A 14,532-nucleotide genomic window follows, 5' to 3' on the forward strand; every position below is an offset into this window, starting at 1 on the left:
TGACCGTTCATTATGAATACGTTCATTACGCCTTTATTTGTACAGACTAACCCGCTGTCGCTTGAAAAAATCGTCTTTGGGCTCTTGGGCGTGTCGGAGCAGGCCGTCTATTTTCATACGTCCGATCATAAACTATCCGTCGCTGAGCAATTGCTTGGGAAGCCGGTTGCCCAGTTCATCAAGAATAGCCTGAGCAGCTTGCGTGAGACAGTGAAGCAACACAACAAAGCGTTTAAACAGGAGATATTTGGTAAAGCACTATCAGCATTCAACGCATCGTATATTAATACATTAAGTCAATACAGTAACGGACTTCTCCAATTTGGCGAACCAATGCCCCTTGCTGGTGGCCTATCGAGAACACAGTTCGTTGATTTGTATGAAAAGTTTGTTGGAGAACCCTACAATCCAGCCGCTAGTGGGCGCGGTGCCTTTGCGCGGCTTGTCAAAAAAACACTTGATGTGCCAGGTTTAGATCAAAAGGCTGACATTTATTATCCGTTGAAACCGGGCAAAATCAAAGGTTTGCTTAAACCAACCAATGTAACGCTGCTTACTACGCATGGTGTCCTGATCGTTTATCAACAAATCGACTTTACTAATACAGAGGCTGTTGTAGCGAATAACCTGTATGAATATGAAGCGGTAGCTGACGTACTGAATTCTTACTCAAAAGCTAATTTTAACCGACCTGGTCAATTCAAGATAGTTGCTGAAACTCCCCCTATTCTGGCACCTCAGCATAAACAATTCGAGACAATAAAAGAGATCAAAAAAAGCATTTTTTCTGTTATCACACCTCAACAATTGGCCGAAGAGGCACGACTTATTGCGTCAAATGGTCATGTAAAAGCGTCGGTAATTTTAGAAGAGGAAAAATAGAAGCTTGGGTCTTTAATAAACTGAATGGCCTAACGTCAAATCATTTGACGTTAGGCCATTCAGTTTATATTTTTACTTCATGGAATATGCTCTAAATATTCAATCAGTGAGCGTGACATATTCAACTTCTTGGACAACGTATTGCTTAAGTCGATTGCTTAATGATGAGGGCGTTACAAGCTCAATTTTACGATGCAGAGAATCCTCAAAAAAGAAAGCTAAGTGCATTAGATTCTTAAATGACGCTTGCCCGATTCCATATTCAACCAATAAATCAATATCACTATCAGGACGCTGTTCGTCCCGAACAAACGATCCGAACAAGCCAATCTTTTCAACGCCGAACGCTCTAATCTGTGCCCGATTCCGTCGTATAAATTGAAGGATTATCTGCTTATTCAGTTCCATAATTTACGGATCTATAATTAACAAAGGTCGCAAAAAACTAATTAACCTCACATGTACTACTTCTTCTCCGGCATCAGCACAAGTCGAATGTAATTCGAGCCAAAATACTGATTGGCAGCCGCCTTCGTGCTTTCAACCGTTACTTTGTTCAGTTGCTCGCTTTCATGCAGGACTTCGTCGGGAGCATCGCCGTTGTAATACTGATTCTGGAGGTAGCCGAGCCAGAACTGGTTATCTTTCAACTGCACTTCGGTTTCCCGGCGAGTTTCGGCCTTGAATTTAGCGATGTCGGCTGGGAGCGCGCCTTTCTGTTTTAAATCGTTAATCAATTCCTGCGTTTTGGCAATGAGCTTATCAACGTTTTCGGGGGCGCAACCGAAGTTGATGCGGAAGGTATAACGGGGCACCGGATATTTAGCGTAAGCTGCGTTGGCACCAACACCGTAAACACCACTTTCCTCTTCCCGAAGCTTTTCAATCAATTTGATTTCAAGCACTTCGGCCAGTGCGTCCAACTGGGTTGCGGTTTCCGGCGACCAGGTGATGTCGCCTGTGTACACCAGTTGTACGGATGCCTTCGGGTCAAGTCCTTTATAAACGGTTTTGCTAACTTCACCTTTCGGTGCGCGAATGCCCAGATCCTTAAACTTCTCTGCCTTATCGCTTGCGGGTAAACCACCGAGGTATTTTTCGACCAACGGCTTTAACTGATCTTCCTTGAAATTACCGACGAAATAGAACGTAAAATCGCCCGCATTGGCAAAACGCTCCTGGTAAATTTGCAACGCACGGTCAAGATCAATTTTATCTAAATCTTCTGGTTTAAGTGGTAATCGACGGGGATTGTGATTGCCGAGTGTAACCGAGACTGTATCCTGAAATACGCCTTGCGGTGTTGGTGTATTGATCCGATTTTGTAACGCACTTCGTTGGTTCGACAGAAAGCCCTTGACAACATCGGCATCTTTACGCGGTTGGGTGAAATAGCTGTAAAGCAATTGTAAAGCGGTCTCCAGATCTTTCGGAGCTGCGCTACCGTTGATACCTTCGCTCAATTCGCCCACATACGGAAACACGTTCACCTGTTTTCCGGACAAGAATTTACCCAGTTGAATCTGATTGTAAGCACCCGTACCGCCCATAGCCGTAAGGGTAGACGAAAACCGAGCCGACTGAAAATCCTTCAGGTCATAGAGCGAAGTACCGCCGAAACTGCTGGCCGAAAACAGAATCTGGTCATTCTTAAAATCTGTTGGTTTCAAGATCACCCGAACGCCATTTTTGAGTGTCCATTCTGTTACGCCGATGTCGGCAACTTTCTTTTCATTGACAACGGGCGAGCCGGTTGGTTGCGTAGCCAGCAGTGGGCTATCAATGGTTTTGTCTTCATAAGCGGTCAAGCCTTTTCCGGCATCATCGACGTAACTCAGAATTTGTGCTTCCGTTGGGAGTTTAGCTTTGTCTTTTTCGGGAGCCATGACAATAACTGCCCGGTTATCGTTGTGGATGAATTGATCAACCAGCGCATTTACTTCGGCCAGTTTGATACCGTCCTGCTCTTTTTTCAGGAAATCATAATAGAACTCAATACTGGTGTATGGTTCTTTGTCCGTAAAATTCTGAACGTATTCGTTTACATAATTCACCGACCGGGTTTTGTTCCGTTCGCTGTATGCCTGCTCTACGTTGGTCATGAATTCCTGCTTCGCACGCGCCAATTCGGTAGGTGTAAAACCGAATTGTTTCACCCGCGCGTTCTCATCCAAAACGGCCCGAATGGCTTTTTCGACATTTCCCTCCTTAGCCACAGCAATAGACGTAAACGCATCCAGATTACCCAGAAAATCGCTATAATTACTATAGCCACCTAAAAACGGCGGATCAGCACGTTGGGTTAGTTCCTGAATTCGATTGCCCAGCATGGTGTTGAACAAGCCACGCTTGATGCTCTCGCGCAGGTCATTCAGTGTTTTCTCTTTGATTTCAGGTCGTTTGTAAATCACCTGCACCACCGTGTTAGGTTGTTCAGGATCAGTCACAATAACCACCTTCGTGTCTTTGTGCGCGGGAATCTCGTACTCGGTGCGTGGTTTCGGATTTTTCACAGTAGGAATTCGTCCGAATTTTTCGCGAATAATACCTTCTACCTGCTTTATATCGAAATCACCTACGGCGATAACGGCCATCAGGTCAGGGCGATACCAGTCTTTATAATATTGCCGTAGCACTTCGGGCTTAAATGTCGTCAACACCTGCTCCGTGCCGATGGGCAGGCGTTTTGAGTACTGCGAATTATTCAGCAAAAGTGGGAAATACTTGTCGCGCATCCGCTGACCAGCGCCACGCCCGAGTCGCCGTTCTTCCAGAATGACACCCCGCTCTTTATCAACTTCCGTTGGGTCGATGGTAGCGTTATGCGCCCAATCTTCCAGAATCTGAAATGCTTTCGAAAACACATTGGCCGAATCTGTTGGTACAGGCAATTGATAAACCGTTTCGTCGAAACCCGTATACGCATTCAAATCAGCGCCAAAGCGAACACCCGCCGATTGCAGAAAATTGACCAGTTCATTCTTTGGAAAATTCTTGGTGCCGTTAAACTCCATGTGTTCCATAAAGTGCGCCAATCCCTGTTGATTATCAGTCTCCAATACCGACCCTGCCCGAATAACCAATCGCAATTCAGCGCGATTTTTCGGCTCAACATTTTTGCGGATGTAATACGTCAGCCCGTTAGGTAGTTTGCCTACTTTAACTGCCGGATCGAGTGGAATAAGGGCATTAAGACTAGGAGAAACAGCTTGTGAAGCAGGCTTCGGAGTAGGTTTGGCAACTGTTGTCTTAGATTTAGGAATCGGTTGCGCCACTATCAACGTAGCGCTCATGAACAAACTCAGTGAGAGTGGAAAACGTACCATTTGGTCGTTTGAATTAGGTTATGATTTTGGAAACGAATGTACACAACAATAACGATTGGAGAAGGCGAATCGTTTAATGCTTCCAGATGAGGAGAATCGTAACAGCTAACGAAGCAATGACTGAGAACCAACAGATAGCGATGACCCAACGGGTTGGAATTTCCCACATGGGCGCGTGAAGCATCTCTGTTTCCTCATCGACTTCTACGGTGCCGTAGAAATTTCGTGTACAAAAGTCATCCCAGTCCTCATAATCAACGAATTGGGCGAGGGTATCCAGAAAAGAAGACGAAATAACAGTCGATGATTGCCAGAAGATCTGTAACTCTTGTGCATCGACAACTCGGTAGGTATGTTTATAAATAAGCTCACTCAATTGCATAAAGTCGCGGAAACGCCAATGGGACGATTGTTCCCAGCGCAAGACGCGCTCGATCTGCTGTTTGAGGTTATTCGTATGCCGATTCACACAGTAATACTACTGATTTTTCAGTAAAAAAATGTATAATGAATACTGTAAAATGTAGAATCATAGGCGGGCAACACGCTGTAATTATGCATTTTACATTATTCATTATACATTTTTTTATCCTCTAAAAACTCCCGAATTGCTCTCGGGAAATTTGCGCCTTCGTGGCCGGATCGACTTAGTTTCACCAGGGCAAATCGCTGTAAAACATCGAGTTGCAGCCATTGTTGAATTGTGATGGGGTTGCACTCCCACTCCAGTGCTTTCTGTAGAACCTCATTGGGTACTTCGCCTAAACACTCCCAACTGGCATCAACCTCGCCCAGATTACTTACCTGATGATGGCATCGGATCTGGACAAGATTGATCAGATCAAGTCGATATTGAGCAATTTCGGCAGGTGTATAACAGGGTTGCGTTGCTAATCGAGCTTTGTCATCAACGGTAAGTTTCACCCATTCAGGGAGCTTTAATTTGATGCCGCACGTATCCAGTTTGTAGCGAACGACCATCGGAATGCACCGAAGCGTTTCGACAAAGTCGCTCTCAAAAGCGAAGAAAATAGGAGCTATAGCAACTGGTTTCATAGGCTATTTTAGCTTACTAACTCTACAGTTAATTCGCGCAACTCAGCTTTAGGAGCGTCGCAGGTTGAACATTGATAATCGACAGGCAACTGATCGAATCTTGTACCCGCCGGAATATTACTTCGTGTATCACCATATTGTTCATCGTAGACCGTAAAACAATGTGGGCATTGATATATGCTTGTGGCTTTATTGGGCGAAGACTCGGTTTTCTCGGTATCGATGCGTACCGTTTCACCATCTTCTTCCAGTCGTCGAGCGTTAAATTTCCGACACAGGCGATTTAGCTGATTGGGCAAATGAAGTTTGAATAATCCTTTTTCAAACAGTCGATACGTGCGGCTATTGGGGTTGAAGTTTTCGGTACAATAGATGTCGTAAACACTGAATAAGGCTAACTGACCTAGTCGAAGCAACGGCCGTTTACGTACCAGCACTGATCCAAATACTTCTGATTTCGGGCGAGTCTGAACGCCAAAACACAGGCCAAACGTTCGGGTGTCGTTTTTAGCGAAGTACCGCAGCACGTAGTTTTTCAGTTCGGTTCCTTCATCGGTATGATCTTCCGTTTGCCAGGCAAGTTCGTTGGCAGCATGGCGCACATTGATATTGTGTTTACCCAATACATACGACCAGGCTGCACGATCTTTTTCACCAATCCCCTTAATAATGAGCGATTTCCAGGGTGTCACGCACAATTCGCCGATTCGGGTTTTCAGGCAGAGTGCACAAACATCCAGCAGAAAAGCAATCGAAAAGTGTTCGTCACGGCGGTATAAACCCAACCATGAACGCTGCCCATAGCGATTGAAGCCTTCATAATACGGCAAGGAAAATTCCGGCAATTCGACTTCCTGCACGGCAGGTTGTGTAATAAACGACTGCGCTCCTGTAACGGCCTGATAAAGCAATTCCTCATCCTGAAGACCCTCTCCTAACATGGCCTCCTCAACCGCTTTAGCCAGTCGACCAATGTTATTGGTATAGATCAATTCCGGCCATCGAAAGAGTGTATTCGTTTGTTTCGGGCGGACATATAGATACCAGAAATGAGGGTCGGGCGAGGCAATGAAATTAAGGTTTCCGGTAAAAAACGGCGTAAAGCTCTGGTTCGAATCGGATAGATTGACTTTCAGCCGTGGTTGATAATCAAACTGATCGAGCACGGTATGATATTCACTTTCGCGCAGCCACGCTCCGGTTCTGAACACGTCTTCTCCACAATACGAGCTGATAATATTCGGGTACTGCTCTGAGTTTAGTTCATAGGTAATCTGGTGCTGCTTCAGGTCTTTTTCCAGAAACCGCATGTCTTCATAATGCACCGTCATGAGCAGCTGCTGACGTGCCCCAAAGCGTACAGTGCGCACCTTGGCCTCATACGCCAGTTTCAGCAGCGTTTGCAACGTACCGGGCGAAACAATCCCGGCAGGCAGATTGACTTTTAGGGTATAATAGTCGCGCATAGGTTAATGATTGACTGATTGAGTTGTTGAATGACAGAATAGAGTATGCGTCAGCCTATTCAATAATTCAATCATTCACTAATTCAATCATTGATAAGAGTATACTCCGCACCTCCGGTCGACACGAGCCACAACCCGTTCCGGCACCCGTTTTCTGGCAGAGCTGCTGAAAATCGGTGCAACCCGCCTGAATCGCTCGTTCCAGATTTCCCTGACCTACCGTATTGCAGGAGCAGACGAGTTTGCCTTCTACTGGATCAACTTTTTTGCTGGCTCGCAGGAGTTGAAGGCGCTTATCCGACAGTTCGATACCATTGGCAATCAGGTCGCGGAATTCGGCAAATTCGTTTTTGTCGCCGACCAGAATAGCGCCGACAAGTTTATCGTTGTGAACGATGCACTTTTTGTAATACCGTTTCGACTTGTCGATAAAGACGATCTCTTCAAAATTGGCTCCTTGTCCCGCAGGCACTTCGCTGATACCGATACTGCACAGGTGCAAGCCTTCCATTTTCAGAATATTCATGGCAAGGCTGCCTCGATAAGGTTGCGAAATATCGCCCGCCAAGAAACGAGCGGCTGTCTCGGCCTGTTGTTCGGCGGCTAGCGTAACACCCCACATTTGGCCGTTCCATTGAGCAACTTCGCCAGCCGCAAAAATATCAGGATCAGAGGTTTGCAAATAATCGTTGACTACAACACCCCGGTTGCAGGCAAGTCCGGCAGCACGGGCGAGTTCGATGTTCGGCTCGGTTCCGATAGCCATTACAACGACCTGACAATCCAGCTTCCGGCCCGATTTCAGTTGAACGCCTTCCAGTCGATCAGTTCCGGCAAACGTTTGAATTTCTTCGTTGAAATAAACATCGATGCCGCGATCCAATAGCTCCAGATACAATAATTCGCTGGCCAGTGGGTCAAGTTGGCGCTCCATAAAACGACCTGACCGATGAATCAGCGAAACGCGAACACCAAGTTGACGTAAGGAAGCGGCCAGTTCCAAACCCAATAAGCCACCACCCACCACGACGGCCTGTGGTGAATCGCCGTTCAGAAAGGGCATGAGCGAATCAGCGTCAAGTCGCGAACGCATGTTGAAAATACCGGGCAGCTTCGGTACACCTTTTGGCATAAATGCGCGGCTACCCATTCCTAGCATCAGTTTGTCGTACGAATGCTCCGTACCATTTGTATCGACGGCAACTTTAGCGTTTCGGTCGATATGGGCAATACCGACACCTTTATGAACTGTGATGTTTGCTTCGGCAAATTGATCTTCTCGGAGTTTGACAAGCTGCTCCCATGTCTGCTCGCCACTAATATAATCGGGCAACAAAACCCTGTTGTAGAAGGGATAAATCTCTTTGGAGAAGACGTGTATTTCATCCTCAGAATTTAGGTTCCGATACGCATTAATAAAACCCAATCCAGCTGAGCCCGCGCCAATGATAATTATCTTCTCAACGGGTTTCCGATACGGGACCACCTCAACCGCTGAGAACTTAAAATCGGGCTCTTTCGAACGCGGGTCAACGAGTGAGCTGGTCAGGTTATTGGCTCGATTGAGATTACTGTTCAAGAGCTTGCCCCAGTGCATCGGCAGAAAACAGAGACCTGGCCGCACATCGTCAGTCAGTTGGGCTTTCACGCGTACCTCACCACGCCGTCCCCGAACTTCAACTAGCTGACCGTCCTGAATTCCGCGTTCGTTGGCATCGTCGGGATGTATTTGCAGGAACGGTTGCGGAATGTGCTGATTCAGTTTCGCCACCCGACCTGTTTTGGTCATGGTGTGCCACTGGTCGCGGATACGACCAGTGGTTAAGACAAGCGGAAAGTCACTATCAGTTGGTTCAGAGGTATTTTCGTCGGGTACCGCGTGGATTTGGGCGCGACCATTGGGTGTATAAAATTGGTTATCTGTGAAGAGTCGCTTTGTGTCCGTCTCCCCTGTCCCCTGCTCCTTGCTCCTTGCTGGATACGGCCACTGAACGGTTTGTTTTTCTTTCAATAGATCATAGCTCACGCCCGTCACATCGACATTCGTTCCGGCGGTGAGTTGAACATATTCGTCGTAAATATCTGAGCTATTCGCGTAGGAAAAGGACGCTTCAAATCCCATTTTCTGAGCGAAACGCCAGATAATTTCGGCATCGGGCAGGGCTTCACCGGGGGCATCAAGCACTTTGGGCAAGTAAGCAATCCGGCGCTCGGCATTGGTCATAGTGCCTTCTTTTTCGAGCCAGGCAGCCGCGGGTAATACAACATCAGCAAACTGTACGGTATCAGCTCGATTCGAAACATCCTGAACTACTACGAAACGCGCATTTTTCAATGCTTTTTCGGCGGCATTCGCATCGGGCATACTCACCAATGGATTGGTGTTGATAATCCAGATGGCCTTTAATTGATCATTGGCCAACGCATCGAACATCTCGGTGGCTGTTAGGCCCGGTTTAGCTGCAATCTTGACTGGGCTATTCCAGAAGGCTTCGACTTCGGCGCGGTGGACGGCATTGGTTACCTCGCGATGAGCGGGTAATATATTGGCCAGGCCACCCGTTTCGCGACCACCCATTGCGTTGGGCTGGCCGGTTAAGGAAAATGGTCCGTTACCCGGTTTGCCAATCCGGCCCGTAATCAGGTGGAGATTAATCAATGACAGGTTCTTGTTCACGCCTACCACCGATTGATTCAGGCCCATTGTCCACAGTGACAGAAACCCTTTCGAGCGACCAATCCAATCTGCTGCGGTTTGAATCGCTTCGACTGAAACCCCACAAATCTCGGCAGCCTCTTCAACCGAGCGAAGCATTACCTGCTCACGGTAAGCCAGAAAGCCATCGGCATGATTGGTAATGAACTCGTTATCGATGTAGTTCTTCTCAATCAATAATCTCCCAATGGCGTTGTTCAGGACAATGTCGGTGCCGGGACGAAGAGGTAAATGCAAGTCAGAAGACCGGGCGGTATCGGTTCGGCGGGGGTCGACGCAAATGATTTTGACGTTTGGATTGGCCGCCTTGTGGGCTTCAATTCGACGCCAGAGAATGGGATGGCACCAGGCCGGATTTGCTCCTTCGACCAAGAAAAGATCAGCCTCTTCGATGTCATCGTAACAAACTGGCACCGAATCTTCGCCCAGCGACAGTTTGTATCCCACAACCGCTGAACTCATACAAAGCCGAGAATTCGTATCGATGTTATTAGAGCCAATAAATCCCTTGATAAGCTTGTTGACCAGATAATACTCTTCGGTCAGGCACTGCCCCGACACATAAAACGCCACCGAGTCAGGGCCGTATTTCTTGATAAATGTTTTAAAAACAGCCGCTGTTCGTTCCAGAGCCGTATCCCAACTCACCCGTTGCATGGGCATGTTCCGATTGAATCGCATCTGCGGATACAGTAGCCGATCCGACTGGTCCATGACCGTGTAATGCAGATTCATGCCCTTCGAGCACAGCATCCCTTTGTTTGACGGGTGCTGTTTATCGCCCTCAACGGTCAATCGTCCGTTCGGTTCCTGTTTGACTACGATTCCACAGCCAACACCACAATAGCAACAGGTCGTTTGATGAGTCATGATTTTAGAGGGGAGGAAAGGGAGGAGGGGGAAGAAAGGGATAGAAGTGGAAATTATTTTTATTCCTTTCCTCCCTCTCTTCCCTTTCCTCCTTTCTCCCCTAATTCAGTTGCAATTCAACATCTGCTGTTTCTACCACCGTTTCTTTGCTGAAATTCACCAGGAACAAAAGCAATCCGGCAGCGGCTACGATGCAGCCGATGTAGAGAAAAGCCTGCCCGTAGCTGATAGATTGTGACTTAAACAAGAAGGCCATCAGCATACCACCGAGGTTTCCACCTGCCCCCACTACGCCCGAAATAACACCGACGGCTTTAGGATTTACAAAAGGCACAATGGCGTAGGTGCTTCCATTCGACATTTTCAGGAAAAGAGCAAAGGCAATCATCGACAGAATGGCCATCGGTAAGCTTCCGGCCTGAGCAAACAGCATAATGCCTGCCCCTTCCAACACCAACATACCTGCCAGCAGAACTCCTTTACCGCGCATACCGTATTTGTTCCCAACTTTATCGGCTACGATACCGCCGAGTGCACGGGCAAAAATGTTCATGCCACCGAAGAGCATTGCCCAGAAGCCTGCCTGTGTTTCTTCCAGTTTGAAATTGTCGAAGAAGTAGAGAGCTGCTACGCCGTCGAACGTGATTTCCATACCGAAGCAGCATGCATAGGCCAATGCAAGCGCCCATACACGAATGTCAGCGCAGGCTGCCCAGAAACTTACTTTTTCTGCTTTGGCAACAGAATGCCCAATATCACTGTAGTTGCCAGCGGGAGTATCTTTCGTAAAGCGGTAATAAACAAAGGCCATCACAAGCATAAACACGCCCGGCACAAGCATAGCCAGTCGCCACGCTTCGGGCTTGGTGTAGCCGAACCCAACAATAGTTGCCATAATGACGGGCATGGCTAATTGTGTAATGCCACCGCCAAGATTACCCCAACCACCTGCTACCGCATTGGCCGTGCCTTTGATTTTTGGCGCAAACATCATCGATGTATGAAACTGTGTGATCACGAATGAAGCCCCAATCACGCCAATGGCCAGCCGGAACAGCAGGAAAGTCGTGTAATCGTGGGCCAGACCAACGAACATAACGGGCAACGACCCCAGCACTAGCAAGGCCGTGTACGTTTTACGTGGCCCCCAGGTATCGCACAACCGACCGATAACCAGTCGGGCCAGAATGGTAGCCGATACGGCGGCAATGATGGTATTACCAACCTGTGGTTTCGTCAGGCCCAGATCGGCCCGGATAGCAGGCATCAACGGAGCGAGGCCGAACCAGCCAAAGAAACAGACAAAGAAAGTAAGCCACGTAATGTGAAAAGTTTGCATCTGAATACCTTTCACACTGAAGATATTGAGCTTCTGAAGCGGTTTATTCGTATCGAAATTCATGGTCGAATGTGTTTAGAAAACAGGTATATGATTGATTGGGAGGTCTATTTTTGAGCTGGCTTGGCAGCCAGAAAATCGGGCCGAATGTTGATCATCAGGTACGCCCAGGTACCCGTCTTGCTTTTCTGATCCATCGTGCCTTGTTTGGCGTATTCGAGGCTATTGGTTCCATTCATGATGGAATAGCCAAATTCTACGTTGGTGAACTTGTTCAGGGCGTAGTTGGCAATGAAGTCGTACTCCATACCGAGTTTGGCCGATAACAGCGTGCCTGCGGGTACATCGGCCATTTTGTTGTAAGTTGGTGCGGCTAGAGCCAAATAGTGAATATCCAGACCCGTTGTCAGGCGTTTGCCGGTGTATTTGAATTTCAGGAACGCATCCTGCACACCACCTGCTGGCGAGCCAGTTCCGGCGTAGAAATAATCCATTGAACCGCGGAATTTGTGAGGAGTGCCATACAAGGGATCAAATCGGCTGGTTTCGCCTGATTGAATTGTCGTGGCATTATTCCCCGAAAGCACCTCATAACCAGGCCCGAAACTCAGCAAGCCTTTCTGAATCATGAAGTTAGCTCCATAGTGATACGCGTTTTTGATCGTCAGTCCATCGCGATCTTTTCCGCTTTGCCCATACGCAAAAGCCTGCCACTGTACTTTCCCTTTCCCCAACTGACCAACTAGCATAGCGCCGTAGGTTACACGGGAATTCACACCGGCAACGTCATAACGTCTCCCATATACGTAACCCTGCGAAGCACTACCCAAACTGTCGATCCGGTACTTCTGGAAATCGTCTTTGAAGAATAGGGCAGAGAATTTCGTGGTGTTAAACTTGCGCGTCAGATAGAGCATCTGAAACGATTTGAACTGCTGATTCTGGCCGTTCGTACTTAATGGCGTCAATAAAACAGGCGCTCCCCCTTTGCCCGACGTTGGCAGAAAACCAGCCGGAATAGCGAGTGTTATGTTTTGGGTAGACAGGGCCGACGCTGGTGCGTTACCAGCTGTGTAATAATCGCCCACTACGCCAAAGGCATCGGTATTCTGATTAAAGCCAACGCCTAAATCGAGGGCCCAACCTTTATGCTGCCCTTTCAGAATGGCCGCATCGAATCGGCGGCCCTGCTGAAGCCAGTCCAGATTACCAATCAGCCGTGAATCATCGTAAACCATTTCCTGGCGACCGATTTTCAACGATAGATTCTGAATCGGTCTGAATTTGATCGTTGTATCGGCGCTGTTGGCGAGGGTAATATCGGCCCAGGCTTCATGTACCATCAGCCGGTTTCCATCGGCATTATTGATTGTGGCGGCATCCTGGCCCCACACCCGAATATCCTGAATGGACGTTTGAAACTGGATGCGCTCCCATTTGTAGCCGAATGTCAGTCGGGTTCGTTGCGAGGTAAAAAAGGCCGCTGGCGCATCTTTCGGAGCCAGATTACCAACGCCATTTCGCAGTTCGGTTCGCGTACGCAACTGCCCCACGAGTGAGAATTGCGCGAATAGTGTTGACTGCGTTACCAGCAAACTAATGCCAGCATACAACAGTCGTTTGATTGTATAATTCATGAGAATAGGCAATCAGATAAAGAAGAAAATGAACGGTAGAGACAACAGGAAATCAACCTACCCAAGTGGGGTAAGGACGTGTAGAACAGACCAGAATGGTGACTTTGAAGGCGAGAAGATAAACGCCTGACGGACTATCGATTAGCTAGTCCCGCGCTGAGGCCAATTTGCTTTACCTGTGATTTTTCATTTTCTTTGAAGTGTTTGTGTTTTTCGCATAGACAAATCCCGTTTAGCCGATCCAAAGGTGCCCCCACACCGGATCGGCTTTTTTTAGTTGTAGAGTTGTAAGGTTATAGAGTTATAGAGTATTTACACGCTGCAACTTTACAACTCTATAACTCCATAACCTTACAACTCTACAACTCCAAAACTACTTCGCATACACTCGGCCAGATAAGCTGGATGCAACGAAACAACTTCGCCGATGACTAGCACAGCGGGCGCCCCCACGCCTTGCTCTGCCGCCAACTGCGGTATACTCCAAACCTGGCCTATTACACACTGCTCATCGGCACGCGTACCGTTCTGTACAATTGCCATAGGCAAATGGCCGCGTCCGGCCTCACAAAAAATTGCACAGATCTCATTTAGCTTACGCATACCCATCAGCACCACTACGGTTGCTTTCGACTGAGCCGCTAGATGAATATCTTCCGAAAGCTCGCCGTTACGCGTGGTACCCGTAATAACCCAAAAACTCTCACTTACCCCCCGGCTCGTTACCGGAATACCCTGCGAAGCCGGAGCTGCTATACTACTCGATACTCCTGAAATCACTTCGGTCTGAATACCATATTGTCGGGTATACGCAAGCTCTTCGTAGCCACGCCCAAATACAAATGGGTCGCCCCCTTTGAGCCGAACAACATGACCGTACTCCTGCGCAAATTGGACAATCAGCTCATTAATTTCTTCCTGGCTAAACGAGGCTTTTCCTGCCCGTTTTCCCACGTAGATTTTCAGAGCCCGTTCGGGTGCAAACTCCAGCAATGTATAATTGGCAAGATCGTCGTATAGAATAACGTCGGCTTGCTGAAGCGCCCTGACCCCTTTCAAGGTGATCAATTCGCCGTCGCCGGGACCCGCCCCTACGAGTGTTAGCTTTGGCATCATTTGGCTTTTCGTTTAGTGATCAATAGTGGTATTATACTATTATTAACTAGTTGCCCTTATTGACGATTTATGGTTCAAAAGTAGAGATGAAATTCTTAAAAACAAGTCTTTTTCAAAAAAATAT

10 protein-coding genes are annotated in these 14,532 nt (G+C 47.7%); 1 reads left to right on the plus strand and 9 read right to left on the minus strand.

The window, feature by feature from the left end; genetic code table 11:
• The first annotated feature begins 12 nt into the window (after nucleotides 1-12).
• Nucleotides 13-882, plus strand: coding sequence for a hypothetical protein (locus H3H32_RS29685; protein ID WP_182459336.1), 870 nt, complete (start codon nucleotides 13-15; stop codon nucleotides 880-882).
• 99 nt (nucleotides 883-981) lie between these two features.
• Here H3H32_RS29685 and H3H32_RS29690 read toward each other — a convergent pair whose 3' ends face one another.
• From H3H32_RS29690 to cobA, 9 genes are all read right to left on the minus strand, one after another.
• Nucleotides 982-1,290: a nucleotidyltransferase family protein gene (locus H3H32_RS29690; protein WP_182459337.1), complete on the minus strand. Its 309-nt coding sequence runs from the start codon at nucleotides 1,288-1,290 to the stop codon at nucleotides 982-984.
• A gap of 56 nt (nucleotides 1,291-1,346) precedes the next feature.
• Entirely contained in the window at nucleotides 1,347-4,208 is a 2,862-nt protein-coding gene (locus H3H32_RS29695) for a M16 family metallopeptidase (protein WP_182459338.1), read from the minus strand.
• Between the two features lie 73 nt (nucleotides 4,209-4,281).
• On the minus strand, nucleotides 4,282-4,677 hold the full coding sequence (locus H3H32_RS29700) for a hypothetical protein (RefSeq protein WP_182459339.1): 396 nt from the start codon (nucleotides 4,675-4,677) through the stop codon (nucleotides 4,282-4,284).
• A 98-nt stretch (nucleotides 4,678-4,775) separates the two neighbouring features.
• Nucleotides 4,776-5,264: a nitrate reductase associated protein gene (locus tag H3H32_RS29705; RefSeq protein ID WP_182459340.1), complete on the minus strand. Its 489-nt coding sequence runs from the start codon at nucleotides 5,262-5,264 to the stop codon at nucleotides 4,776-4,778.
• Between the two features lie 8 nt (nucleotides 5,265-5,272).
• The gene (locus tag H3H32_RS29710; protein ID WP_182459341.1) at nucleotides 5,273-6,730 is read right to left on the minus strand and encodes a rubredoxin domain-containing protein; all 1,458 of its coding nucleotides are present in this window, start codon (nucleotides 6,728-6,730) and stop codon (nucleotides 5,273-5,275) included.
• Between the two features lie 67 nt (nucleotides 6,731-6,797).
• The gene (locus H3H32_RS29715) at nucleotides 6,798-10,316 is read right to left on the minus strand and encodes a nitrate reductase (protein ID WP_182459342.1); all 3,519 of its coding nucleotides are present in this window, start codon (nucleotides 10,314-10,316) and stop codon (nucleotides 6,798-6,800) included.
• A gap of 100 nt (nucleotides 10,317-10,416) precedes the next feature.
• A complete protein-coding gene (locus H3H32_RS29720; RefSeq protein ID WP_182459343.1) occupies nucleotides 10,417-11,718 on the minus strand; it encodes a NarK family nitrate/nitrite MFS transporter in 1,302 nt (433 codons plus the stop codon).
• Between the two features lie 44 nt (nucleotides 11,719-11,762).
• Complete coding sequence (locus H3H32_RS29725) at nucleotides 11,763-13,292, minus strand: alginate export family protein (protein WP_182459344.1); 1,530 nt, start codon at nucleotides 13,290-13,292, stop codon at nucleotides 11,763-11,765.
• A 351-nt stretch (nucleotides 13,293-13,643) separates the two neighbouring features.
• Entirely contained in the window at nucleotides 13,644-14,408 is a 765-nt protein-coding gene (cobA, locus tag H3H32_RS29730) for a uroporphyrinogen-III C-methyltransferase (RefSeq protein WP_182459345.1), read from the minus strand.
• Between the last annotated feature and the right edge of the window lie 124 nt (nucleotides 14,409-14,532).

The sequence above is a fragment of the Spirosoma foliorum genome (assembly GCF_014117325.1).
GTDB lineage: Bacteria > Bacteroidota > Bacteroidia > Cytophagales > Spirosomataceae > Spirosoma > Spirosoma foliorum.

What these genes read in the sequence shown, in the direction of transcription:
- H3H32_RS29685 (WP_182459336.1), top strand. Translation starts at nt 13, where the DNA reads ATGAATACGTTCATTACGCCTTTATTTGTACAGACTAACCCGCTGTCG.
- H3H32_RS29690 (WP_182459337.1), bottom strand. Translation starts at nt 1,290, where the DNA reads ATGGAACTGAATAAGCAGATAATCCTTCAATTTATACGACGGAATCGG.
- H3H32_RS29695 (WP_182459338.1), bottom strand. Translation starts at nt 4,208, where the DNA reads ATGGTACGTTTTCCACTCTCACTGAGTTTGTTCATGAGCGCTACGTTG.
- H3H32_RS29705 (WP_182459340.1), bottom strand. Translation starts at nt 5,264, where the DNA reads ATGAAACCAGTTGCTATAGCTCCTATTTTCTTCGCTTTTGAGAGCGAC.
- H3H32_RS29710 (WP_182459341.1), bottom strand. Translation starts at nt 6,730, where the DNA reads ATGCGCGACTATTATACCCTAAAAGTCAATCTGCCTGCCGGGATTGTT.
- H3H32_RS29715 (WP_182459342.1), bottom strand. Translation starts at nt 10,316, where the DNA reads ATGACTCATCAAACGACCTGTTGCTATTGTGGTGTTGGCTGTGGAATC.
- H3H32_RS29720 (WP_182459343.1), bottom strand. Translation starts at nt 11,718, where the DNA reads ATGAATTTCGATACGAATAAACCGCTTCAGAAGCTCAATATCTTCAGT.
- H3H32_RS29725 (WP_182459344.1), bottom strand. Translation starts at nt 13,292, where the DNA reads ATGAATTATACAATCAAACGACTGTTGTATGCTGGCATTAGTTTGCTG.
- cobA (WP_182459345.1), bottom strand. Translation starts at nt 14,408, where the DNA reads ATGATGCCAAAGCTAACACTCGTAGGGGCGGGTCCCGGCGACGGCGAA.